Source organism: Paenibacillus sp. FSL R5-0378 (assembly GCF_038009285.1).
In the GTDB taxonomy this organism is placed as follows: domain Bacteria; phylum Bacillota; class Bacilli; order Paenibacillales; family Paenibacillaceae; genus Paenibacillus_AQ; species Paenibacillus_AQ favisporus.
Genome location: NZ_JBBPAY010000001.1, coordinates 2,598,049 through 2,621,798 on the forward strand (window position 1 = coordinate 2,598,049; position 23,750 = coordinate 2,621,798).

Consider the following 23,750-nt stretch of genomic DNA (forward strand, 5'->3'; position numbering starts at 1 on the left):
CATTTGTATAATTCATTATTATATCATTTTTACGCGGGAATGTAACAAAGAATTCCTCGTGCAAGTAGGTTCCCAGGGTTCTTGACCTCGTTTCTGGCGAGGGGTATGCTGGATTTATGAATTTGGTAAGGGTGAGAAAGATGGACAAGCCAAGCGTTGATGCCTATTATCCGCAGAATGGAAGGGTCATTCTGCATGTCGATATGAACGCGTTTTATTGCTCCGTCCATGAGGCGGAGGAGCCGGAGAAATACCGGGGCATGCCCACCGCGGTTGCAGGGAGCATGGAGCTGCGTAAGGGAATTATCGTCACTTGTTCCTATGCTGCGCGGAAACGGGGCATTTCGACAGGCATGCTGGTCACCCGGGCGCTGAAGCTGTGCCCGGAGCTGATCGTCATCAAGCCTGATTTTGATTTATACCGCAAATACTCCAAGGCGTTTATGAGAATCGCCTATTCCTATACGCCGCTGATGCAGGCGACTTCGATTGACGAATGCTATCTGGATATTACCGGATCGAAGCAGTTCGGGACGCCCCAGCACATCGCCGAGGAAATCCAGCGGCGGATCTATGAGGAGCTCGGGCTGCCGTGCTCTATCGGGATCGCCCCGAACAAGCTGCTGGCCAAGATGGGCTCCGATATGAAAAAGCCGAACGGCATCTCGGTCCTTCGCATCCGCGATGTGCCGAACGTGCTGTGGAACAAGCCCTGCGGCGAGCTGTTCGGGATCGGCGGCAAAACGGCGGAGAAGCTGCGCAAAATCGGCATCCATACGATCGGCCAGCTGGCGCGTACGGACGAAGAAGCGCTGATCCGCGTGTTCGGGGTCGTGGGAGCCTGGATGAAGCAGGCGGCGAACGGCATTGACCATTCTCCGGTGGTGGAGGATCGGGAGCAGAGCAAATCGGTCGGGCATACCACGACGCTGCCTCACGACATCAGCGCCAAGGAAGATGTCAACCGGGTGCTGCTCAATTTAAGCGATCAGGTAGCCCGGCGCTTAAGAAGGAAGGAACTGGTTGCAGGCGGGGTGCAGATCACGATCCGGACGCCAGACATGAAGACGATCACGCGTGCCCGCGTGCTGCCTGCCCCGACCGAAAATGCCGAGGACATCTACGAGGCGGCACGCAAGCTGTATGCGGAGCATTGGAGCTGGGACAAGCCGGTCAGGCTGCTCGGCGTGACGCTTCAGCATTTGGTGCCGAAGGAGGAATCGGCGATCCAGCTTGATCTGTTCAGCTATGAGAAGCAGCCGAAGAAGGAAAACCTGACGAAGATTATGGACGAGCTGCGGAACAAGTTCGGGGAGAACGCCGTCGTTACCGCGGGGATGCTCGGCGACGATCCGTCGGCGCTGCTGCGCAACCATCGGGTGCGGGGAACGTCGCTGCAGATGGATTTTGCCGATAAGCGCGACGAGGATCTTCCGTAGGCGGCTAGGGCGAAAGTCACGAAACGAAAATATGTGATTTTTGTCATTGAAGAGACGGCGAAATTTGCGTTACCATAGAAATATGGTTTTGCTGCTATAGTGGAGAACATTTCGTTTTTTTTGGATAGATCATTTATATAGATAAATAGAAAGGTAGAGGAGAGCCATGGCCAAATATACTTGGGTTGAGAAAGATACCTGCATCGCGTGCGGCGCCTGCGGCGCAACCGCTCCGGATATTTACGATTACGACGATGAGGGGCTGGCGGGAGTCGTGTACGGCGACGACGACAACACAGGCAACACCGAAATTCCTGAAGAGATGTACGATGACCTGCAGGATGCCGTTGACGGCTGCCCGACCGATTCCATTAAGATCGCGGACTGCCCTTTTCATAAAGAAGGCTGAAGCATCGCTGCATACGCCTATGTCTGAAAGCATCCCCCGGCCGAATAGGCCTCGAGGGGGATGTTTTTTTGTTTTCCGCGTGCCGATATAAATAGAAAGAACATTTGCGCATGGAGGTTACCGTTGAAGAATTCGCTCTATCTCAAAAAATACGTTCAGATGCATCCGGACAATAAAATGGGATGGTATTTGCTGGGGAAGGAATATGAAAAAAGCGGGCAGCAGGGGAAAGCCAACTACTGTTTTAACCAGTCGGGCGGAATTTATGAAGCCTTCGAAACGAGCCGGGTGCCTTCGGATATTTGGCTGGAATACGAACAGAAGCTGCTGAAGCAGGCTGAGGATGCGGAGCGGAAGCGGCGGCGGATTCGCCGGGCGGCGGTTGCCTTGATGATTCTCATTCTGGTGCTGATTCCTTCGGTGGAGTCGCCGCAGCGGCAGAGCCTTGCCGAAGAATCGGCGAACCCCCGGGAAGAAGTGCAGGCGGCTGCAGCAGCAGGTGATATGCCGGAGAAAACGGGTACGAGTAAAGGCGAGGGGGCTGCGGCTGAAGCCGGACAGCCTGCATCCGGTACGGTGTTTACCGCACTGGGCGAGGACGATGGGGACGGCAAGGCGCACCTGCTAGCGGGTGAAATGTCAATCGCGCAGAAATCCAGGAACCGCTTGGCGGTCCTGACCATGAAACGGCAGGGAAAATGGCTGCTGTGGTCGCGCGATCTGCCAGTCTCTTATACGATGCTTTCCGGCGGGAAAGGAAAGATGACCTATCAGTCCTATAACGCCAAAGATTGCGCATGCAAACCGGAGGATCAGGAAGCATTGCAGTCCGCTGCCGCGAAATGGACCCTGGAGCAGGAGGAGCTGGCTTTGCTGTACAGCGCCATGGCTGCCTACCGGGACAAGAACGGAGCCCTGCCGAAGTCCGTGAACGATCTGACGCGGCCTTTTCCGGAAAATTGGGTTTCGGGGCGGACGCCACGCATGCAGGAGGCGTTTGCCCCGATGGCCGAATGGATGCAATCCGGCGATAGTTCTTCTAAGGGACAAGAAGGCGGGAGCGGTGAAACGGCATCCGGTGCCAATACGCCGTCGTCTCCGTTTGCTTCGACATGGGGGCAGGAGCCCTTTTTGCAGGAGCGGCTCGAAATTATCGTCGATAAAGCGGCGCACCGTCTGGCCGTAGTCAGCGGGGATAAGCTCATCCGCAGTTATAAGGTTGGACTGGGGGGAGAGCGTACGCCGGAGGGAAAATACAAAATTTCGATCAAGGTGATGAATCCGAACGGCCGGGATGACGGCGAATTTGGAAGCAGGGGCATGCAGCTGTCGGACACGAATTACGCGATTCACGGCACGGACGAACCGGACAGCGTGGGCAAGGACGAATCCAAAGGCTGCATCCGCATGAGAAGGGCGGACATTGAGGAGCTTTTTGATCTCGTACCGTTAGGCACCCCTGTACTCATCAGCAAGGGGGTTCTGCCTGATCTGCCGCTCGTGCCGAAGGAAAGATTCCTTACGAAGCCGAAGCAGGATCAGACGAACCCCCATCAGACGTATCACTGGCTGTGAACCGCAGCCCTGGCAGAAAGGCTTGTCCCAAACGAAAATGCGTTAGATTATAGAAATTAAAAATTTACACGTTGAAAATAATCAGAACCGAAATGAGCAGAATGAGCAAAAGCAGGCCGACCCCGACCCAAAGCACCGCCCTCCGGTTGACTTCGTCCTTCTTCTGCTGAAGCGTCGGCGGTTTGCGCTTGGTTGCCATGACGTTCTACCTTCTTTCCTAATCAGATTCAATCTTACCCTCATTGTAATGGCTTTCAATGTAAAATACCAGCAGGGGATGGGCTTGGAGCCAGCCGGTTCGATCAGGCAAAAAACTTTATTTTTATACCGATTAAGGATAAACTGAAGGATAGAGACGACAATGTGCATGGAGAGGAAGATTGGCTGGTGCTGTACCGAAATTTGGCAAAACCGATATTTTTTAAAATGGATCCGGAGAAAGCTCACCATTTGGTCATCGGCGGACTTCATTCCGCGGGCGCGTTTCCGGGAGGAACGGGCCTACTGCGAAGCATGTACGGCGTGAACGAGACGGCAGACCTCGCAGTGGATCTGTTCGGCATACATTTTCCGACACCGGTTGGACTTGCAGCAGGATTGGACAAGAATGCGGCAGCGGTCGACGGTTTTTCTTCCATCGGCTTTGGCTTTATGGAGGTTGGCACGGTGACGCCGAAGGGACAGCCGGGCAACGAGCAGCCCCGCCTGTTTCGCCTTCCGCCCGACGAGGCGCTTGTAAACCGGATGGGATTCAACAACGAGGGAGCGGAGGCCATGGCCAAGCGGCTGGCGGCCATCAAGAACCGCAGAATCCCGGTCGCCGTGAACATCGGCAAAAATAAAGTAACTCCGAACGAGGAAGCCTATAAGGATTATCAGGAATGCCTGCGTACCCTGTATCCGTACGGGGATTTTTTTGTGGTTAACATCAGTTCGCCGAACACGCCAGATTTGCGCAATCTGCAGTACGGCAGCGAACTTTCGACATTGGTCCGGCATATTATGGAAGAGATGCGGGCACAAGCCGCCAAGCACGGAGAGTCCAAGCATATTCTGGTGAAAATTGCGCCTGATGTGAGCGACGGCGAGCTGGAAGAAATGGTCGACGCGCTGGCTCCGAGCGGGATCTCCGGCATTATCGCCACGAACACCACGATCGGGCGGGAAGGGCTGAGCCATCCGAATGCCAAGGAAACCGGGGGACTTAGCGGCAAACCGCTGCGTATCCGTTCCACGGAGGTCGTATCCCGGGTATACCGCCAGACGGGCGGCAAGCTGCCGATTATCGGTTCCGGCGGCATTTTTACGGCTGAAGATGCTTATGAGAAGATCAGGGCAGGTGCTAGCCTGGTGGAAATTTATACTGCCCTTATATATGAAGGACCCGAAATCAACCGGAAAATCAACGCCGGGCTGAGAGAGCTTTTGCGTCGTGACGGCTTTGCCCATATCTCCGAGGCTGTGGGGGCAGACCATCACTGAGGGAGACAGACAGGAGGCATGTGAATGGACGGCAGAGATTGGGGATTGTTTCTACTACCGTATGAACAAACCGTTGAGGAACTGAAGGTCAAATTCAAGACGATGCGTGCGGAACTGAAGAAGAGAGAGGAATATGCCCCGATCGAGTTCGTGACCGGACGCGTCAAGAAAATATCGAGCATTCTGGACAAGGCGAAGCGGCTTAGCGTTCCAATGGATCAATTGGAGCAAGGGATCGAGGATATCGCCGGCATCCGGATCATGTGCCAGTTCGTCGAGGATATCCGCCGCGTGGCCGAATATATCCGCAAGCGGAAGGATCTGACGGTGCTGTATGAAAAGGATTATATTACGAATTATAAAGAAAGCGGCTACCGCAGTTTTCATATGATCGTGGAGTACCCGGTTCAGACCGCGCTTGGTCAAAAACCGGTCCTGGCGGAGATCCAAATCCGCACGCTGGCGATGAATTTCTGGGCGACGATCGAGCATTCGCTCAGCTATAAGTACCGGGAGAGCCTTCCGGAGAACATCCGCAAGCGGCTGCAGACCGCGGCCGAAGCGGCATCCGTGCTGGATAACGAAATGTCGAGCATCCGTGAGGATATCCTTGAGGCGCAGAAGCAGTTTGAGGACGATTCCAACGTGACCTCTACGGTGCTGGCGATGATCCATCAGCTCTACTTCTATCATCTGGTGAACGAGGCGATGGCGTTCCAGGAACGGTTCAATCAAATCTGGTCCCAGACCGAGCCAGGCAAGCCCCATGACATGGAGAGCATGAGACAGCTCCTCGACGAGGTACGGGAACTGATGGCGGCCTATAAGAAAAATTCTATCGACGTATTCTCACAAGAGACAGACCGAGATTAGCGGAAATTTTTCTTGCGATCATGGGATGTTTCAGTATCCCTGAAATCTTACAGCCATGATCTAAAGAAAAACGATCCTTCCGATGAGGCATAACATTCGGATTCAGCCCGCTGCCGATCATGCGCAGCGGGTTGTTTGTATGGTCGAGGGCTGATACAATGGGGTCCGGCCAACGATTTTATATTAAAGACAGGATGATGAAGCACATGGCACTTAAGCTGCCGGCTGCATTTCAGGAACGGATGCGTTCCTTGCTGAAAGAGGAGTATACCGATTTTATGGATTCGTATGACCGTGTGCCGCGCAGCGGCATCCGGGTCAATACGCTGAAAATTTCTACAGAGGACCTGCTGTCTATCGCCCCATGGGATTTGCGGCCGATTCCCTGGTGCGGGACAGGCTTCTATACCGAAGCGGGTGAACGGCCCGGCAGGCATCCGTATTACCATGCGGGCCTTTATTATATCCAGGAGCCAAGCGCAATGGCTCCGGTGGAGCTGCTGGACGTAACGCCGGGAGAGGCCGTACTGGACCTGTGCGCCGCCCCTGGAGGCAAATCGACGCAAATTGCGGCCAAGCTGCGGGGGACAGGCATGCTGGTCTCCAATGATTTGAATGCCGACCGGACCAAGGCGCTGGCCAAAAATATCGAGCTGTACGGCGTCCGCAACGCGGTCGTGCTGAATGAGCATCCCGACCGGATCGCGGAGAAGTTTCCGGCCTTTTTCGATAAAATTCTGATCGACGCCCCTTGCTCGGGAGAGGGGATGTTCCGCAAAGACGAAGCGATGATCAAGGAATGGGATGGGGATTCGCCGCTGAAGTATGCGGACATGCAGCGCGGCATTCTTAGGGCAGCCGCCACCATGCTCAGACCCGGCGGACGGATCGTGTATTCGACCTGTACGTTTTCTCCGGAAGAAAACGAAGGGATGATTGCGGAATTCGTGGCAGGTCATCCTGAATTCCGCGTGCTTCCGGTCGGAGGAACCGGCTCTTTTGCCGCAGGGGAAACGGATTGGCTGAAGGAACAAGGCTCCGGATTCGGGCATATTCCGGATCAGGTTTGGGAGCAGGTTCGGGGCACAGCCCGGCTGTGGCCGCACCGGATTGAGGGCGAAGGGCATTTCCTGGCTGTCCTTCAGCATGAGGTGGACCCTAAGTCTGCCGCCGCAGCGGAACGGGCCAGAGATACGCTGCTGAGCAGCACGGCTCCGGCGGAGTCCGCCGACCGGCCTAAGGGAAAGGAACGGCCGACGCGAAACGTCAAGCCCGTGAAAGGAAAACCGCCGAAAAAAGGTGCGGGGAACCAGGGCGAAGCCGCACCAACGGCCGCGTATGAAGCTTTCATCCGCGAACATCTCCTTGGCTTCGTGCCGGGGGGCCATACGGTCGTCTACGGCTCCCATATTTATCAATCGCCGCTGCCGCCAAGCCTTCTCGACGGGCTGAAGGTCGTCCGCCCGGGCTGGTACATGGGCGATGCCAAGAACGGCCGCTTCGTTCCGGCCCATCCGCTGGCGACGGCGCTGCATCCCGGTGAGTTCATCCGGGTCATCCGGCTCGACTCCGGGAGCGGCGAAGCCGTGCGTTATTTGAAGGGCGAAACGCTGAGCATTCCCGGGGACCGCGTGGAATGCGGCGGCGAAGCTTCGCCCAAGGGCTACGCCCTGGTCTGCATCGACGGCTATTCGGCCGGATGGGGCAAGTGGCAGGAGGGCATGCTGAAGAACGAATATCCGGCAGGCTGGAGGTGGACATCCGCATGAGCAAGCAGGGCAGAACGACACTGCGGTTGGACAAGGTGTTAACGCATATGGGATATGGCTCCCGGAGCGATATCAAGAAGAAAATCAAACAGGCGGGGGTTACCGTCAACGGAGTCCGGGCCAAGGACAGCGGCATGCATGTCGACCCGTATAAGGATGACATCCGGATTGACGGGGAACAGGTGCAGTATAAGGAATTTATCTATCTCATGCTGCATAAGCCGCCAGGCGTCGTATCGGCGACCGAGGATACCCGGGACCGGACCGTGCTGGATCTGCTGGAACCGGAGCATTTGGCATTCGAGCCGTTTCCGGTCGGGCGGCTGGATAAGGACACGGAAGGCCTGCTGCTGCTCACCAACGACGGCAAGCTGGCGCATGAGCTGCTGTCGCCCAAGTGGCATGTTCCCAAAACATACGAGGCCGTCGTATCCGGCGACGTGACCGAAGCCGATGTACAGCAGTTCGCCTCCGGGGTCACGCTGGACGACGGTTATGTTACGCTGCCCGGCGAGCTCACCATTTTGCGCAAAGAGCAGCAGGGGGACGAAGTCGTCTCCCACATCTCCCTTGTGATCCATGAGGGGAAATTTCACCAGGTGAAGCGGATGTTCCAGGCTGTCGGAAAAAAGGTTACCTACCTCAAGCGCGTGCAAATGGGGGAACTGAAGCTGGATGAAGGCCTGCGCATCGGGACTTACCGTGAGCTGACGGAGGATGAGCTGCTGCAGCTCGGGAAGGATGAAACATCCCGATAACATTGGCATACTACAATAGACCAAAGACCGGCTCGCTTTAGAACAGATAGAGATATTACGGCAAAGGATGGATGGAGCATGAAATACAAACTGATTGCATTGGATGTCGACGGCACACTGCTTAATGATGAGCATGAAGTAACCGAACAGACGCAGAAGACGATTCAGGAGGCCGCGCGTCAAGGCGCTGATATCGTGCTGTGCACCGGGAGAGGACCGCAAAATTCCATTCCGTTTATGGAACAGATGGGGCTCTCCGGCTACGTCATCAGCCATAACGGGGCAGCGACGGTGAAGGTGGACACCCGGGAAGTGGTTCACCAATACGCGATGGACGCCAAGGCGATCGTGCCTTACCTGGATTACTTCCGGAAGGAAGGCGTGCATTTTGACGTTAATACGGCGTTCCAGATGTTTGTCGACGACGTTGAGGGACTGGCTGTGGAAGTGCGCAGCATGTATGAAAACTATCTGATGCTGCCGTCGGTTCTGCCGCCGCTGCATGACCTGAGTGATCCGATCGTCAAGGTCACCGCGTTTGGGCAGCCGGACACGATGGACCAGGTACATCAGGACATCGCGGCGTGGACGCCGGAATTTAACATCCTGCGAAGCGGCGAATACTTCGTCGACCTGATGCATCCGGAAGCGTCCAAAGGGAACGCCCTGAAGCAGCTCGCTGAGCGGCGCGGCTACCGGCAGGAGGAGATTCTGGCAATCGGCAACTATTATAACGACATTACGATGCTCACCTACGCCGGCCTTGGCGTGGCGATGGATAACTCGCCGCTGGAGGTTAAGGCCGCAGCTAATGAGGTGACGGCTTCGAACAATGAGGACGGCGTGCACGCGGCGCTGCTGAAATACTGTTTGTCGTAATGAAAAAAAGAACCTTCCTACGGCTTCAGCTTGGTACACGCTGGCGTAGGAAGGCTCTTTGCTGTTGATGGCCGATTACGGGGCGGCTAGTGCTGCCGCAGGCCTTTGGGCAGGTGGTTTTTGAGCTGCCCGCCGCTGGCTTTGCCCCAGCCGAGCGGCAGGCCGTCCACGGCCGCGAGCACCCAGCCCTTCAGGGAGGCATCGACCTGAAGGGTCTCGCCCCGCAGGTAGGCGGAGACCTGCGGGTCCTCTGCGGCCAGCGTGATGCGCTTGGCCGCCTGCTGCGGGGAGAGAGCCATGGCGAGCGCATGCGCCGGCTCGATCCGGTTTTTCTTGAGGTGGGCCAGGTGGAGGCCCGCCCGCGGCACTTTCAGGCCCTGGAGCTGCTGTTCCTGCAGCAGCTCCCCGCCTGGAAGCAGGTACAGCGATTCGCCGAACAGAATCGGCGTACCCGCCGGCAGCGCGAAGTCCGGCAGCTCCTCATCCGCCCAAGCCTGGAACGCCTTCAGCGCAGACTGGGCGTCCTGGAGGCCGGCTCCCGGCTTGCCGTTTCCGCTGCGGCCTTTTCTTCGCGGCCGCTGCCGCTCGCTTGGCGAGGCCTCCAGGGTCTGCCCGCCACCGCTGGGTTCGCCCCGTTTCTGGAGGAGGGCGACAAAATGCCCTTCCCCCGCCTCGCGATGCGGCCACAGCCGCTTCATGGCGATGATTTCCATATCGGCATAATGAGCCGTAAAGCGCTCCATCATGTCTTCATTTTCGCTGCGGTTAAACGTGCAGGTTGAATAAGCCATCGTACCGCCGGGTTTCAGCATGGCATAGGCCTCCTGCAAAATATCCCACTGCCGGGCGGCGCACAGCTCGACCAGCTGCGGCGTCCATTCCGCGATCGCCCCGGAGTCCTTGCGGAACATGCCTTCGCCCGAGCATGGGGCGTCCAGCATGATCCGGTCAAAAGCCTGCGGGAAACGGCGCGACAGCTCGTCCGGCGCCGCGCTGGTAACCACCGCGTTAGTAACGCCCATACGCTCGATGTTCTCGGCCAAAATTTTCGCCCGTTCCGGGTGGATTTCGTTCGAGACGAGCAGCCCTTCGCCCTTCATTTTCGAGGAGATATGGGTGCTCTTGCCGCCTGGCGCCGCGGCCAGGTCCAAGATCGTCTCGCCGGGCTGCGGATCGAGCAGCTCCACAGCCGACATAGCGGACGGTTCCTGGATGTAATATAAGCCGGCTGTGTGGTACGGATGCTTGCCGGGCCGGACGTTCTCCCCGTAATAGTAGCCGGTGCTGCACCAAGGAACCGGGGTCAAGCTAAACTCCCGGATGACGGCCTCCTTCAGCTGCGGTGCGTCCGCAAGCTTCAAGCCGTTGAACCTGAGCCCATGTGTTCTCGGACGCTCGTAGCTGTCAAGAAATGCTTCGGTATCGCTTCCCAGCAGGGATTCCATCTGTCTGACAAAAGCTGCGGGGAGTTCCTGTTTACTCATTCGTTACATACTCCTTTATTCAACATCATCATGGATGCGGTTTCTATGTATTCGCGCTTTCCGCCGAAGGGGCCGTCCCGGCGGCTGCCGGCGGATTTGAAGATCGGTATGCGGTCACTTTATTTTTGCCTGTCGTCTTCGAGCGGTACATGGCCTGATCCGCCTGCGAAATGAGCGTACCGGCGTTCGTGCCGGCGCGAAGGACGCTGTATCCGACGCTCAGGGTCACGATCGTTTCGGCTTCGACCCGGGCCCGGATTTGCTCGGCGATCCGGCTGACTTTGGCCCTTTTGTCCACGATGAGGGCTACCAGCTCCTCGCCCCCGTACCGCCCGGCCAGGCCTGCTTCGTCGACTTCCTCCTCGATGATGGCGGCCACCTGCTTCAGCACCTGATCCGCTCTGGCATGGCCTTCGGTATCGTTCAGCTTCTTGAAGTTGTCGATGTCGCAGAAGATCAGCGAGACCTTCAGCCCTTGTTCCACGTAACGGTTCAGCTGCCTCGTAAAGAAGCGGCGGTTGTATAAATTGGTCAAGCCGTCGGTAATGGAGGAGCGATAGATCGACTGCATTTGCTCCACGATCCGCGTAAACAAAATAAAAAAGAGGAGCGTGTAAAACAAGAGCGGCAGCCAGATCCAGATCGCCGGAATCCAAGTCTTTTCCAAGGGGATGAGGTTGTTCAGCAGATGGACCAAAATGTAGACGAAATAGACGGCCAATCCGGCGGTATATTTCTTGCGCTGGCCAACCCGAGGCGCCATGCCGAATAGCCCTATCATTACGGTGCCCAATTGGCACAGGTCTATATAACCCGCCTGCCAGCTTCCGGCCCCTTCCAGAAACCCGGGAGACAGGAGCGGAACGACATACAGAAGCGCCATGACCATCAGGAGCGCCCGCAGCCTGCGGTTCATCCGGTGGTACAGCTGGTACACAGCGAAGTTGAGGAGGAGGAAGGAGAAGGCCAGAAGCCAATCGGCACCTTCCGGATAATTCCCTTGCCTCAGCGATCCGGAGAAGGCGAAATGGATGTTCACCCCTTCGTATGCCATAATGAACAAAAAGGCCGCCACCATGTAGAGATAGGCTTTTTTGCGCTGCCTGCTGTACATCGTGAGACAAATCAGCAGCATGATGAGTATGATATATAAACCTGATGCGGCGGCAATCCCCGGTACAATGGGGGATAAGAATGAAGAGTAGGGCATGGATCGTTCTCCTGCTCTCTTGAATATTCTTTGGATCAGCGGTTTTACTTTACTGAAACATATGTTCTAATATATCATAATTTACAAGATGCCGAAAAGCTAAGAGACCTACAGAAAGGGGTGGTTTTCCCATTATGAGATTGTTACAGGCCCTCTTTTTCCCACCCGAGCAGCCGGGCGGAGTATCCTCCATGATTCCGTATATGCAGGAGCGATTCCAATCATCGAGATGGGATATGGAGCTGTTTTGGCTTCCTAAACGGATCCGCAACAAGGGGCATGAGGAGGTCGTGTTCGACACCTTCGATTGGACCGAGTTCAAGGACTCCCCTGTCGTTCAAAAATATATTCAGACGTATAAGGATTACTTGTGGTGGACGCGTCTGCGGATCCAGAAGCCGTATGACCTGATCCATGCGCACCATCCCATCGCCGGGCTGGCCGCCAAGCAGGTTTTTCCCGATACGCCGTTAATTCAGACCATTCACTCCAGTTATGAACGGGAATTAATATTGAACGGACGCATTAAGAACGGTGGGCCGGAGCATCGGTTCCTCGTATCGCTGTATCGGGAGCTGGAGCAGAAGAGCCAACGCATGCTGACGGTTTCCCGGTCGTTCGCCGGCTATTTGTCGGACTATGTGGACCATCCGGATAAGATTGGGGTCATTCCGAACGGTTTTGACGAAAAGCGTTTCAAGCCGGTTCCCCATGAGAACGAGGTGCCGCAGCTGATTACGGTCTGCCGCCTGGTACCCGCCAAAGGGCTGGATATTTTGCTGAAGGCCTGCGCCGAGCTTAAGAAGAAGGGTCATGACTACGTGCTGCACATCATCGGAGACGGACCGTTCCGCACGGAGCTGGAGAGCCTTGCCAAAGAGCTTGGCATTTATAACGAAACTATTTTCTATGGATACACGCTGCATCCGGAAGAGTTTATGCCGTTTTTTGATATTTTCGTGCTCCCTTCCAGAGCGGAAGCCTTTGGTTCGGTCTTTGCGGAAGCGGCGCTCAGCTGCCTGGCCCTGGTAGGAACCGACGTGGGCGGAATTCCGGAGCAGATCGAAGACGGAGTGAACGGCCTGCTCGTGCCGCCCGAGGACCCGATCGCGCTCTGCGAAGCGCTTGAGAAGGTCATCACCGACCCGATGTACCGCTACGATCTCGCCCGGACGGCCTGGGATAAGGCGAAGAGCCAATATTCCCTGACGCATGCGGTGAATGAACTGAAGAAAATTTATTTATCTTATCAAAAGGTGTAGCGTGCTGGCCGTCCAACTCAAAGAGGCAGGTGCTGAGATATTCAGCTCCCGCCTTTTTTCTATTTCATGGCTCTGTCATTTGGATATGAACATCAGCTTCAGCACCAATATCAGGCACAGCGCGCCGATAATCGGGTACAGCACGGACAGCAGGGAGCTGAATCCGATCTGGCTCAGCAGAAAGCAGATGAACATGACGCAGACGATCAGAAGCTTTGGCGGCAAAGGAAGATGCTGCTGCAGCTGAAGGGTGACCCCGTAGATGTCGGCGACGAAGGTGCTGAAGATCTCTAAAAAGATCAGCATCACATAAATCAGCTGGATCGCGGTGCCCAGGTTGCTGGCGATGCTGCCCATCGGGATTTCGTACTGCCGGATGCCCGGCATGTGGGCGGACATGGCAACATGCGCGGCCAGCAGCATGAACCCGACGCCGACGCCCCCCAGAATGCCTCCCCATTTAACCACCGTATGGCTGTCCGTCTTGCTTCCAAGGGGGACCAGCACCGCTTGCGCCATAACGAGATTGAAGGCTGTATACAGGAGCGGAGAGGTCCATACCGCCGTAAAATGATGGTCGGTCGTAATCCGCAGGAAGCTGTCTGCCCCCGGCATGCGGATCGTATTGAAAATAATGGCCAAAGACAACGTCAGCATCAAGGGGACGACAATGCTGTTCATCTGCACGATAGCGTTCATTCCCCGGGTGAGCAAGACATAGGATCCGACCAGAGTGATGATCAGGCCTGTCTGATAATGAAGGTGTAAATGCTCGACGAAAACGGAGCCGGCTCCCGCCAACATGACGCTGTTTACGCAGATGAGCACGAACATCATCACGATGCTGATCACTCCCCCGGCCCGGTCCCCGAACAAATGCTTGTTGAAATCCTCATAGGATCTGGCCGATATCCGCCGTGAAATGATCATAATCTTGGTCCCAAGCCAAATAAACAGGGCGGTGGACAGCAGAATCGTCAGCGTCGCCCATTTGCCGTATTGGGTAAAAAACTGCAGGATCTCCTGTCCGGTCGCAAAGCCTGCACCCACAATGGTTCCGATATATGTAAAAGCAATTTGAAGTACCCTGATCCCGTTCTTCATCGTTATCCTCCCTGCTCCAAGCAGTCCGGTTTGTGTCCTGCCTGTACTACAGGTTATGATGTTTAGAGGTAGGACATGACTGGAACCTGTCCATGTCTCATGAAAGCAGTCCATCAGGCGTTTCCCGTGAGCGGCTGCGTTCGAATGGACGAATAGACACACCGATAGGAAAGAGAGGCTTTGGTATGGCAGGGATTACCTTTTACATTGCCCATTACGGGTATGCCGCCATGTACTTTTTGCTGGCCCTGGGCATTCTGGGTATTCCGGTGCCTGACGAAACGCTGATTGTTGCTTTCGGGGGGATGGCCGCGAGGGGGGAGTTCAACTTTGCCGGCGCGCTGGCCGTCACTTTTCTGGGAAGCATGACCGGGATGATGATCAGCTATTCTCTTGGACGTCTGGTCGGGGAACCTCTGCTTCACCGGTATGGAAAATGGGTAAGAATGACTCCGGAGCGGCTGGCTGGGGCGGAGAAGTGGTTCAGGCGTTATGGATCACTAAGCATTATCGTCGGCTACTTCGTGCCGGGACTCCGGCATTTATCTTCGTATATCGCGGGGACGACGAAACTTCCTGTCAGGGCTTATGTGGTGTATGCGGGAGTAGGTGCCGCCTTGTGGTGCACCATCTTTATGCTGATCGGACATGCCGTTGGATATCATTGGAGCGAAATTGCCGGGAGGATGACGCACACCACGATCCGGATCGCGCTGCTTGCGGCTCTTCTTGCACTCGGAGCGGCCATTGGCTTGCTTCGGTGGAAGAAACGCTGACATTTGAAGTTATGTATGGAGTTTCCCCTTGAAGTGGGAGCCCAAGATATGTTACTTTTACGTCAAAGGAACGGCGTGGGGGGCTATTGAAATGGATAAGTTAAAAGAACGAATTTTACAAGAAGGCGTCATCGTTTCGGATCAGGTGCTGAACTTGGACGGTCTGCTTAATCACCAGGTGGATCCGCAGTTGACGATGGAGATGGGAAAAGAGTTTGCATCCCGGTTTGCCGAAGCCGGTGTGACCCGGGTCGTTACCGTGGAATCGTCCGGGATTGCGGTGGCCTTTGCGACGGCTTACGAGCTTGGCGTGCCGCTGGTGTTCGCCCGCCGCAAGAAGACGCTGCTGGCCGATCCGGACGCTCTTTGCGAACGGGTTCCTTCGTTTACCAAAGGGATCGTGACGGATATTATGCTGTCGCGTCATTATATCAGCGAACAGGATAAAGTGCTCTTTATCGATGACATCATTGCAAACGGAGATGCTGCGCGGGGGCTTATCAAAATTATCGAACGCTCCGGCGCGGAATTGGTCGGCCTTGGTGTCGTCATAGAGAAGTGCTTTCAGGCAGGGGCCCGGACCATCCGGGAGCAGGGCATAAGTATTGAACCGCTCGTCCGTATCCAGTCGCTTGAAGGCGGCGTCATCACTTTTGCCGATTAAGCCCGGGATGAAAGCCCGTTTCGCCGCATTTTCCGCGGATAAATCGAAACAATTTCTTTCAACCGGCCGTCTTTTGGCTTATAATATGTATTAGATGATCATGAGGGGAGGCAGCACAATGGGGAAAGAACCGGTAACCGAACAGTATTTCATTGATAAATTGGCCAAAGCAAAGGATCACTTTGAAAGAGCGCTTGATTGCAAGCATACCGAATTCGATGACCTCTATCCCTATATTATAGAGCATCCTCAGTTTTTTTGGTATAAACGTTACGTGGCCTGGTCAGAACTGCTGACCATCGTGGGCATGTGTGATGAGCTAGACTTCTCCTGGAAGGAATTGTTTACCCCTCATCAAGTTGAATATCTGGAAAAACGAGTGATGTCGTCGACGGTGCTCGATTATTGGTACGAGAAGAACGACAGTAAAGAACACGCACAACGTTAATTGCTGAGCGTCACCGAGAGGTTCAGTTGATTAATATACACACCTTTATACCAACACATTCAGGATCAGCGGCCGATTGGCTGCTGGTCCTTTCTTATAATATCAGAAAAGTATAAACGCCAGAGCATTGCTTCCTGATATTTCAAGAAAAATTACCTTTAAACGCGGTCTGTCTTCTTTGAAGGTACGTCGATAGACGTTTTTCTTAATCATGCCGGATGACTTTAACGAAAAATGCCATTGAACCCGCTCAGTCTTGTGTCTAATAAAGGTCGGTACACACCGATTCCATTGTAAGATATGCGGGAAAAGCATATACTTATCCATGTTCACTACATGAAGAGATTTCTTCAAAAGCAAAGGAGGATTGGAGATGATCAGCGATGAGGAATTGGATGCGTACCGCCAATCCGGAGAGCAGGTCCGGGTGGTTCGCGACGGCATCGAAAGCAATGATGTGACAGGGATTGTTGTGGCTTGGGACGGCAGCCAGGTGCTGATCCGCCGCCGCAACCGCAAAGTGGTCAAGCTGGACCGGAACTACTTGTTCCAGCCTGCGAGCGCTCCGCGTCAAAGCCCTCTGGAATAATAGCAGAGCCGTCTGGTTCGGTTCCCCTTGGTTCATATGGGGGGACTCCAGGCGGCTCTTATGGTTTGGAGCCCTCCTGAAAATAGGGAGCAGCGGGATGGTCCATATGGTGAGTAAAAGAAGAGACGGGAAGGAGAGAACGGTCTTCGGGAGAGAAAGGATCCAGCCCGAGATAAACTCTCATCCGAACGAGCATCTCGTTACGAAAAGCCGGCCAAAGGATATTCATTTCGTCGGTATAGCCTCTGCAGGAATATTCCGCCCTGACCCCGGTATCATCTTGTAAGATTCGAAGGATCCGGATCTTGCGTCTTCTCATTTCCCGCTTGACTTCAGCAAGCAGCGTGCCGGCCTGCCGGTCGCCGTTCACAATCAGTTCCGAATACAACTGGGGCGTCTTGAATACGCCGCTCTCCTCCATAATCCGAATGTCCCGTTCGAAAACTTTATGAATAAAAATCAGGAGCAGATAACTCTTAATCAGCGATGCCTCTTCCGACGTCATGCCGGGTGCTGCCATACATATCACCACCTGTACGAACTTATGTTCTTATTTTACCCGCAAATGCTTGGATTATTCAAGAGATAGGAACTGGAAATTGTTCAGAATGAAGAGGAGATTAAACTTTTTTTTGAAAAATTGTTGACTATACCTGTCCAGCATGGTATGATCTATCTTGTCGCCGCGAAAGATTGAATCTTTCAAAGAGTGACCGACCGATTTGCGGTCGTGGCGGAATTGGCAGACGCGCACGGTTCAGGTCCGTGTGGGCTAACCCCCCGTGGAGGTTCGAGTCCTCTCGACCGCATACATACATAAGGCGTTCCCGTTTTGAACAACGGGGACGCCTTTTTGTGTTATTTGTTATTTCCCGTATCTTTCCTGAGAGGGGAGTAGCGGGGATTTTTGCTATACATAATTCCTCCAACTTCCTCAAACAATGAAACCACATCGTGGAGATACCGAGTAAAGGAGGAAGTTGCTTGAGTACATCATCTTTCAATAAGCTGCATCGCGGCTGGCGGAATATTGCGGCAGCGGGACTGGCGCTTACGGTTGCGCTTTCTGGTCAAACTGCCCTCGCGGATGGGGAACGATCACTGGCGGCGGAGCGGGTCTTCAACGAGCAAGCGGAGCAGCCCGGGGCAGACCAGCGGCAAAGTGACATGAAGCCGGATAAAAAGGTTGCGATCATCATCGACGACTTCGGGAACGGGCAAGGGGGAACCGAAGAAATGTTGTCCCTGCCGATTAAGCTGACCGTAGCCATCATGCCGTTTCTTCCTACCAGTAAAACCGACGCGGAGCTGGCCCATAAACAGGGGCATGACGTCATTGTCCATATGCCGATGGAGCCCAAGCAGGGCAATCCCAAGTGGCTAGGTCCCGGCGCTATTACCTCCAATATGAGCAATGAGGAGATTCGCAAACGGGTGGAGGAGGCCATCGACAACGTGCCGTATGCGGTCGGCATGAACAATCATATGGGATCGAAGATTACCGGAGACGAACGGATCATGTCCATCGTGCTGGAGGTCTGCCGCGAACGCGGGTTGTTCTTCGTGGACAGCAAGACCAACTACCATTCCGTAGTCGGCAAGCTGGCCGTTCAGATGGGAATGCCTCCGGTGGCCAATAACATATTTCTGGACGACCGGCACACCGTCAGCCATGTCAGCAAACAAATGAAAGCCGTTGAAACCTGGGCGAGTGAACATCAGAACTGTGTAACGATCGGGCATGTCGGCGTGCAGGGGAAAAAGACGGCGGAGGCCATTCGCCAAAGCATCACCGGTATGCAGAATTCCGTATCTTTTGTAGGAATCAGCGATCTCGTCCGGGATATCTGGGATTGGAAGCCGGCGCCTATATTGCCGTCAAATAATAGCTGATTCCGTTCGCGATGGCCTGCGCGATCTTGAGCTGCCCGCGCCGATTGCACAGCATCGTCCGGTCTGCGGCATTGCTGAGAAATCCGGTCTCTACGATAACCGCAGGATCTTTGACCTGGTTCAGCAGGTAAAACGGGCTTCCCAGCCGGATGCTTCCCTTCGTTTGGTACAGCGGGTTAAGCTGCTGCTGAATGCTGTCCGCAAGCAGGACGCTGCGCCCTTCGTTCTGGTGAAGCACAAGCGCCCCGTTCTTTGAAGGATTGCGGCCCCAATTGACGTGAAGACTCACGACGATCAGGGTCGGCAGCTGATGGCTTAACTCCTTCCGCTGCGCGAGATCGCGTTTATGGCGGGAAGAGCTGCGGAGCCAGTTATTGTCGTCGCTGAGAGCGTAGTCAGCCGTCCGGTTCAAGACCGCGTCGTACCCCTGGCTGCGCAGCAGCATAAACAGCTTCTGGGCGATGGCGAGGTTAATGTCCTTTTCCAGAATGTTCTGAAATGAAGTCCCTCCGTCAACACCGCCATGTCCTGCATCCACGATAATCACTTCATGCGGAAAAGCCGGATGCTCCGGATAGGCGGTCGTACTTTGGTCACCGGGGCCAGCGGCCCAAGCGGACGAGCTGCCTGTGCACAACATTGCCGGGATCAGGAGGATGGCGGCGATCAAGCTTTTGATAGGCATAAAGGATGGCCCTCCTTTCGTTAAACGGGATTGGAGCGAAAAATTGATGTCGAAGTTAGAATGTGCAATAAACGGTAAATAATGCACCGTCCGCATTCCTCCGTTTAGATTACCGTATCTCTGTGCAAACTAAGAGCATAGCAGAGCTGTAATTTGGCATTGTGGGGGGAATGGAAATGGCCAGTGGAGATGAACTTGTAAAATACATTACCGAGCGCGTCGTCAGCTACATGGAAACACCCAAGGAAGAACGAAGGAAGCAAAAATATAAAGAGCCGTGGACGGTCAAATGGTTCGGCATGATCCCGTTCGGATTGTCCCAATGGGGAGGCCGGACGGCTGACAAACGCCATCCGAAGCGGCGAAAAATCAAGATGCGGAATCTTCATGACTGAACGAAAATGAAAGAAGCGGACCTCGTGGGATACGAGGTCCGCTTCTTTTTGGGAATGAAACGCGATAAGGGCAGGAACAGATAATCATGCAGGAGATCTAGGGGCGGGCATGAAATTCTCCGGCAGCCATCAGCATGGAGACAGGGAGGTACCGGGTTCCGGCACGTCCTGTGGCCGCGTAGCTGACCGCAGGAGCGCCTGCGGCCGGGGACCATGTCTGAATTCCGCTTACCGCAAAGGGAGCCCCATAGGACGCGTTACGGCCGGGAGCGGTGAAGATCAGGCTGCCGCCGGATGCGACGGCTTTCAGCAGATCGTCTCCGCGGCGGATGTTCAGCCGGGGGGAGGTCATCCAGAGCAGGTCGTCATAAGGATCATTACTATCTATCTTCGCAGCAGGTGACGATGCCTCGAGCCGGAGACCGTTCTGATTGGTAACGACCGCCGTCTTAGAAACGGAGGCGGTGCTGGCGTAAACGGCATTTGCCGGCAGAAGCTCCAAGGTCAGCGCATTGATGTACATCGCCGGCTTGCCGGGCAGGGTCACTTTCCAAACCGGCAGCATTGCCGAATATTGAGCTTGAATTTGAACGTTTGCGGGGAGGCCGGGGTGATCGGGAATAAGGCCATCCTCAGCCAGCCGGTCATGAAGCGCATCGCTGCTGTAAGGGATGGCTGGACCGCTGCCGTACTCGCTGAGCATATATCCGCCTTCCTCCCTGGCGGTGAATATTAAATATCCCAGCTGCTTGCTATCCTTTGAAACGACCGCAAGCCAGCTGTGGGTGCCGGGCCCTAGCGGGTAATAGTCGATGGCGGCGCCGTCCCACTGCTGAAACTCGGACTGCGCGGACAGCTCGCGGACGACGGAGCCGGCAAAGCTCTCCAGCGGCGCGGGCACCGCCTGCATGTCCGATCCCGCTGCGATCCGAAGCAAGGCAGCCCGCGCGGGGCTTGCCGCCTTGGCGGCAGCGATGCCGACCGCTGCGGCCGATTGCGGGACCGCAGGACTCCAGGCCGGCCAGGCGCAGCTGACGGCACAGGTCAACGCCGTCACTTTTAAAGCGAGAGATACCATCCTCACCACATTCACCCTCCTCGATTTCAGAGCTTTATTGACATCATTGTATCGGACAAGCCGTAAAAAGGCTGTTGCAAGGTGTCGGGCTTTGGGGCGCGGGCACGGGTCTTTTTTTGCCTTCTTTTAGCGAGGGAGGTCAAATGCTCATGGACGGATGGATCTTAAGTGAAACAGACCGCAGGTTATGGCGGACAGGTTCACCTTAGGTTCATACTGCCATGTCATTTCGCTGCGCCGGTTGTCGTATTGCTCCCGGATGGCCGTAAGCTTCTCCTCCTCGGTTTCCTTGAGGAGGTCTTCGTAATACATGTCGATCACCGCAAGCTCATCCCTAAGGCGCTCCCTTGCGGCTTCCGCCCAGCTGTAATCCTCGCCCGCCAGCTGATCCTTCATATGCTTCTCCAGCAGATTGGCCGCGCCCGCGAGCGAGAGGCTTCCCGGCTGGATATGGATATTCTCGGGCAGCCGCGGCCCGAGTTGAAGCTTCTCCAGTCGCTGGGCAAACTGTTGGTCGATCTGCCCCGTCACCAGCGAGATGCCGATGAAGTGGAGCGCTTCTTTCTTCACGTCGCAGGTCATCTCGACCTTGAAGCAGACGCCCAGCCAAGGCTCGTAGGGGGCGGAGAACAGCGTCTCCCGCTGCAAAGGGCCCGGCTGCTCAAACAGATACACGCAGGAGCCCTCCTGCCGGGCTATGGCCCAAATTTGCTGCAGCCGGCTGCTGCCGTATGTGACGTCTTCGCGGGGAATCCGCCCCGGGCCGATCCGCGGCCCTGCCGGATTCACCCCGAAATACCTCGACAGAATGCTGTCCTGCGGCTGAGGCTGCGCTGAAGGGGGCGGGGTTTTGGCCACCTGTTCGTTATATTGGTCCGGGGCAAAGACGAAGGTGTAGGAGAGAGTCTCCGGCTCCGCCCCAGTCCGTTCAATAAAGCCCCAGTAGTAGGGGCGGTTGGTCAGCTGCTTGTCCGCCTGCGGTGACAGTTTGACGGTCACGTGATAAGGGGACTTCTCGATAATGCTGCATTCGGTCGTTTCCAGATAAGTTAGCACTTGCTTCTGAACTTCCTGCGGGGACAGGCTCATCAAGCTTCCTCCTCAATGACGGTTTCCGCATCTTCGTATTCGATCTCGCGCTTGATCTGGTCAAGCGACTGCCCGAGCGAGCTGACCTTACTGCGGATTTCCTCATCCGACTCCGACTCGAGGAACAGCTTGTACAGGCTTTTCTCGAACGATTCCTTTTTCTCGAAACGCTCCAGAATGACATCCAGGCCGCCGATGACCGTCTCGAACATGTTGATTTTTTCGTGCAGCAGGTTCAGGATATGCTCCTCGATCGTTCCGGTGGTGGACAGGTTGTAGATCTTCACATCGTTCTGCTGCCCGAGCCGGTGGACGCGGCCAATCCGCTGCTCCACCCGCATCGGGTTCCATGGCAGGTCAAAATTGATCATATGGTGGCAGAACTGCAGGTTGATGCCCTCGCCGCCGGCTTCGGTGGCGATCATGACCTGGGCCCGGCCGCGGAACAGGTCCATCATCCAGTCCTTTTTGCCCCGGTTCATTCCGCCGCGGTACGGTACACAGGACAAGCCGTGCTTTTGAAAATACTGCAGCAGGTATTCCTGCGTCGCCCGGTATTCCGTAAACACGATGACCTTTTCGTTCATGTCCTTGATCAGCTCGATCGTCTTTTCGGCCTTCGTGTTCGCTTTGATGTTCCGGATTGCGTTCACCAGCTCCCACACCTCGGCGGTGAGTGGGGAGTCGTCCGGAATCTTCTTCGACAGGTTCACGAGGGTCAGGAACACCGCGTCCCGGCTGCTGCACACCTCGCGCTGCAGCGTGACCAGGGACAGCATGCTGCTTAGGTTGCCCCCGGACGCTTTGTACTGGTTCTTGACAAAAGAAGTTACACCGTCGTACAGCGCCTGCTCCTCAGGAGAGAGCTGCAGGCTGACGTTGCGCACCGTCCGTTTGGTGAACTGCACCGGGCCTTCGCCGCGCCGGTTGCGGATCATTACCTTGGCGAGCTCGTCCCGGAGCTGACCCTCGTTCTTCGCCTGCCGTTTGCCGACAACGAAGTTGGCCGCAAAATCCCCCTGCCGCCCGAGCTGGCCGGGCTTCAGCAGCGTAATAAGGTTGAAGAGCTCGCTCATATCGTTTTGAACCGGCGTCGCAGTCAGCAGCAGGCAGTACTTTTTCCGCAGCTTCTGGATAAATTGATAGTTCGTCGTTTTCTTGTTCTTCAGCTTGTGCGCCTCGTCGATAATGAGCATGTCGTATTCCTGCTCCATCAGCATGTCCTTGTGGGGCTCGCGCTTGGCGGTATCCATGGAGGCGACGACGACGTCGGAATGCCAGGAATAAGCTTTTTTCTGCGCGACCGCCGGGATGCCGAATTTGCTGTTCAGCTCGCGGACCCACTGGAGCACCAGGGAGGCGGGTACCAGAATCAGCACTTTGGATACCAGCCCGCGCACCATGTATTCTTTTAAAATGAGTCCCGCTTCGATCGTCTTGCCCAGTCCGACCTCATCGGCCAGAATGGCTCTGCCGGACATCTCAAACAGCACCCTCCGCGCCGTGTCGATCTGATGGGGAAGGGGGGACAGGTCCTGCAAATGCTTCACACACTGCAGCTCGTCAAAGCTCGTCACAAGCCGCGCCTCTTCGCCCTGAACGGCCAGCTGAAACAGCCGGAAGTCACCCCAGGGGCCGCCTTTATCCAGGCGGGATTCGAGGTTATCCAGCCAGCTGCGGTCAATATTTAGGGGAACGGGAAGGTCCCCGGCCTGCGCCCCGCTACCGAGATGAGAAGTTTTCAAGCCTTGTACCTCCTTCATAGGTTCGTAATCTCGCGTAACAGTAGTATGCACGTAAACCGGAGAGTTCATAACCTCCGTATGGATGAAGGCATCCGCTGATTTTCACAATTTTTTTCAAAGGAACCGAAGCAAAAAAGTGAGATT

24 protein-coding genes and 1 tRNA gene are annotated in these 23,750 nt (G+C 55.4%); 16 read left to right on the forward strand and 9 right to left on the reverse strand.

Translation table 11 applies throughout. The annotated features are described in order from the left end of the window. Positions 1-116 precede the first annotated feature (116 nt). The 3 genes from MKY74_RS12265 to MKY74_RS12275 all read left to right on the forward strand — a co-directional run bounded on the left by MKY74_RS12265 (position 117) and on the right by MKY74_RS12275 (position 3,423). Positions 117-1,439 (forward strand): DNA polymerase IV, encoded by a 1,323-nt coding sequence (locus tag MKY74_RS12265; RefSeq protein ID WP_244169261.1) that lies wholly within the window; start codon positions 117-119, stop codon positions 1,437-1,439. Between the two features lie 166 nt (positions 1,440-1,605). After that, positions 1,606-1,848, forward strand: a complete 243-nt coding sequence (locus MKY74_RS12270; protein WP_076170225.1) for a ferredoxin — start codon at positions 1,606-1,608, stop codon at positions 1,846-1,848. A 123-nt stretch (positions 1,849-1,971) separates the two neighbouring features. Continuing rightward, positions 1,972-3,423, forward strand: a complete 1,452-nt coding sequence (locus MKY74_RS12275) for a L,D-transpeptidase (RefSeq protein ID WP_076170224.1) — start codon at positions 1,972-1,974, stop codon at positions 3,421-3,423. Between the two features lie 64 nt (positions 3,424-3,487). Here the strand turns inward: MKY74_RS12275 and MKY74_RS12280 are convergent, their stop codons facing one another. Beyond that, entirely contained in the window at positions 3,488-3,622 is a 135-nt protein-coding gene (locus tag MKY74_RS12280; protein WP_279628464.1) for a hypothetical protein, read from the reverse strand. Positions 3,623-3,810: 188 nt separating this feature from the next. On the opposite strand from MKY74_RS12280, the gene MKY74_RS12285 reads away from it, so the two are divergent. The 5 genes from MKY74_RS12285 (at position 3,811) to MKY74_RS12305 (ending at position 9,184) form a co-directional block, all read left to right on the forward strand. Beyond that, positions 3,811-4,905 (forward strand): quinone-dependent dihydroorotate dehydrogenase, encoded by a 1,095-nt coding sequence (locus MKY74_RS12285; protein ID WP_076170733.1) that lies wholly within the window; start codon positions 3,811-3,813, stop codon positions 4,903-4,905. 24 nt (positions 4,906-4,929) lie between these two features. Then, positions 4,930-5,778 carry a GTP pyrophosphokinase gene (locus MKY74_RS12290; protein ID WP_076170223.1) on the forward strand — a complete coding sequence of 283 codons (849 nt, stop codon included), beginning with the start codon at positions 4,930-4,932 and terminating at the stop codon, positions 5,776-5,778. A gap of 206 nt (positions 5,779-5,984) precedes the next feature. Further along, complete coding sequence (locus MKY74_RS12295) at positions 5,985-7,547, forward strand: RsmB/NOP family class I SAM-dependent RNA methyltransferase (protein ID WP_076170222.1); 1,563 nt, start codon at positions 5,985-5,987, stop codon at positions 7,545-7,547. After that, positions 7,544-8,305, forward strand: a complete 762-nt coding sequence (locus tag MKY74_RS12300; protein WP_076170221.1) for a pseudouridine synthase — start codon at positions 7,544-7,546, stop codon at positions 8,303-8,305. Before MKY74_RS12295 ends, MKY74_RS12300 begins: the two co-directional genes overlap by 4 nt. A 78-nt stretch (positions 8,306-8,383) precedes the next feature. Further along, a complete protein-coding gene (locus MKY74_RS12305; RefSeq protein WP_076170220.1) occupies positions 8,384-9,184 on the forward strand; it encodes a Cof-type HAD-IIB family hydrolase in 801 nt (266 codons plus the stop codon). 86 nt (positions 9,185-9,270) lie between these two features. On the opposite strand, the gene MKY74_RS12310 is transcribed toward MKY74_RS12305, so the two are convergent. Both MKY74_RS12310 and MKY74_RS12315 read right to left on the reverse strand, forming a co-directional pair. Next, positions 9,271-10,668 (reverse strand): RsmB/NOP family class I SAM-dependent RNA methyltransferase, encoded by a 1,398-nt coding sequence (locus tag MKY74_RS12310; RefSeq protein WP_076170219.1) that lies wholly within the window; start codon positions 10,666-10,668, stop codon positions 9,271-9,273. A gap of 43 nt (positions 10,669-10,711) precedes the next feature. Continuing rightward, complete coding sequence (locus MKY74_RS12315) at positions 10,712-11,878, reverse strand: GGDEF domain-containing protein (protein ID WP_076170218.1); 1,167 nt, start codon at positions 11,876-11,878, stop codon at positions 10,712-10,714. Between the two features lie 134 nt (positions 11,879-12,012). Here MKY74_RS12315 and MKY74_RS12320 point away from each other — a divergent pair, with 134 nt between their 5' ends. Beyond that, entirely contained in the window at positions 12,013-13,140 is a 1,128-nt protein-coding gene (locus tag MKY74_RS12320) for a glycosyltransferase family 4 protein (RefSeq protein WP_076170217.1), read from the forward strand. Positions 13,141-13,215: 75 nt separating this feature from the next. On the opposite strand, the gene MKY74_RS12325 is transcribed toward MKY74_RS12320, so the two are convergent. Then, positions 13,216-14,244 (reverse strand): YkvI family membrane protein, encoded by a 1,029-nt coding sequence (locus tag MKY74_RS12325; protein ID WP_076170216.1) that lies wholly within the window; start codon positions 14,242-14,244, stop codon positions 13,216-13,218. Positions 14,245-14,429: 185 nt separating this feature from the next. Here MKY74_RS12325 and MKY74_RS12330 point away from each other — a divergent pair, with 185 nt between their 5' ends. The 4 genes from MKY74_RS12330 to MKY74_RS12345 all read left to right on the forward strand — a co-directional run bounded on the left by MKY74_RS12330 (position 14,430) and on the right by MKY74_RS12345 (position 16,721). Continuing rightward, positions 14,430-15,020, forward strand: a complete 591-nt coding sequence (locus tag MKY74_RS12330; RefSeq protein ID WP_076170215.1) for a DedA family protein — start codon at positions 14,430-14,432, stop codon at positions 15,018-15,020. 91 nt (positions 15,021-15,111) lie between these two features. Beyond that, positions 15,112-15,684, forward strand: a complete 573-nt coding sequence (locus MKY74_RS12335) for a xanthine phosphoribosyltransferase (protein WP_076170214.1) — start codon at positions 15,112-15,114, stop codon at positions 15,682-15,684. A gap of 118 nt (positions 15,685-15,802) precedes the next feature. Beyond that, positions 15,803-16,132, forward strand: coding sequence for a hypothetical protein (locus tag MKY74_RS12340; RefSeq protein WP_076170213.1), 330 nt, complete (start codon positions 15,803-15,805; stop codon positions 16,130-16,132). A gap of 373 nt (positions 16,133-16,505) precedes the next feature. Next, complete coding sequence (locus MKY74_RS12345) at positions 16,506-16,721, forward strand: hypothetical protein (RefSeq protein ID WP_076170212.1); 216 nt, start codon at positions 16,506-16,508, stop codon at positions 16,719-16,721. A gap of 58 nt (positions 16,722-16,779) precedes the next feature. Here the strand turns inward: MKY74_RS12345 and MKY74_RS12350 are convergent, their stop codons facing one another. Continuing rightward, entirely contained in the window at positions 16,780-17,241 is a 462-nt protein-coding gene (locus MKY74_RS12350; RefSeq protein WP_076170211.1) for a hypothetical protein, read from the reverse strand. A gap of 204 nt (positions 17,242-17,445) precedes the next feature. Here MKY74_RS12350 and MKY74_RS12355 point away from each other — a divergent pair. Together MKY74_RS12355 and MKY74_RS12360 are read left to right on the forward strand one after the other, a co-directional pair. Beyond that, a tRNA-Leu gene (locus MKY74_RS12355) sits at positions 17,446-17,530 on the forward strand. A gap of 175 nt (positions 17,531-17,705) precedes the next feature. Beyond that, a complete protein-coding gene (locus MKY74_RS12360) occupies positions 17,706-18,614 on the forward strand; it encodes a divergent polysaccharide deacetylase family protein (protein ID WP_076170210.1) in 909 nt (302 codons plus the stop codon). On the opposite strand, the gene MKY74_RS12365 is transcribed toward MKY74_RS12360, so the two are convergent. After that, positions 18,589-19,299, reverse strand: coding sequence for an N-acetylmuramoyl-L-alanine amidase (locus MKY74_RS12365; protein ID WP_076170209.1), 711 nt, complete (start codon positions 19,297-19,299; stop codon positions 18,589-18,591). The genes MKY74_RS12360 and MKY74_RS12365 overlap by 26 nt on opposite strands. A gap of 176 nt (positions 19,300-19,475) precedes the next feature. On the opposite strand from MKY74_RS12365, the gene MKY74_RS12370 reads away from it, so the two are divergent. Beyond that, the gene (locus tag MKY74_RS12370; RefSeq protein WP_076170208.1) at positions 19,476-19,694 is read left to right on the forward strand and encodes a YqzE family protein; all 219 of its coding nucleotides are present in this window, start codon (positions 19,476-19,478) and stop codon (positions 19,692-19,694) included. Between the two features lie 97 nt (positions 19,695-19,791). On the opposite strand, the gene MKY74_RS12375 is transcribed toward MKY74_RS12370, so the two are convergent. From MKY74_RS12375 to MKY74_RS12385, 3 genes are all read right to left on the reverse strand, one after another. Beyond that, positions 19,792-20,778 carry a hypothetical protein gene (locus MKY74_RS12375; protein ID WP_144025417.1) on the reverse strand — a complete coding sequence of 329 codons (987 nt, stop codon included), beginning with the start codon at positions 20,776-20,778 and terminating at the stop codon, positions 19,792-19,794. 141 nt (positions 20,779-20,919) lie between these two features. After that, positions 20,920-21,861, reverse strand: coding sequence for a YqhG family protein (locus tag MKY74_RS12380; RefSeq protein WP_076170206.1), 942 nt, complete (start codon positions 21,859-21,861; stop codon positions 20,920-20,922). After that, entirely contained in the window at positions 21,861-23,606 is a 1,746-nt protein-coding gene (locus tag MKY74_RS12385) for a DEAD/DEAH box helicase (RefSeq protein WP_263880528.1), read from the reverse strand. The genes MKY74_RS12380 and MKY74_RS12385 overlap by 1 nt, the downstream gene beginning before the upstream one ends. Positions 23,607-23,750: the final 144 nt, after the last annotated feature.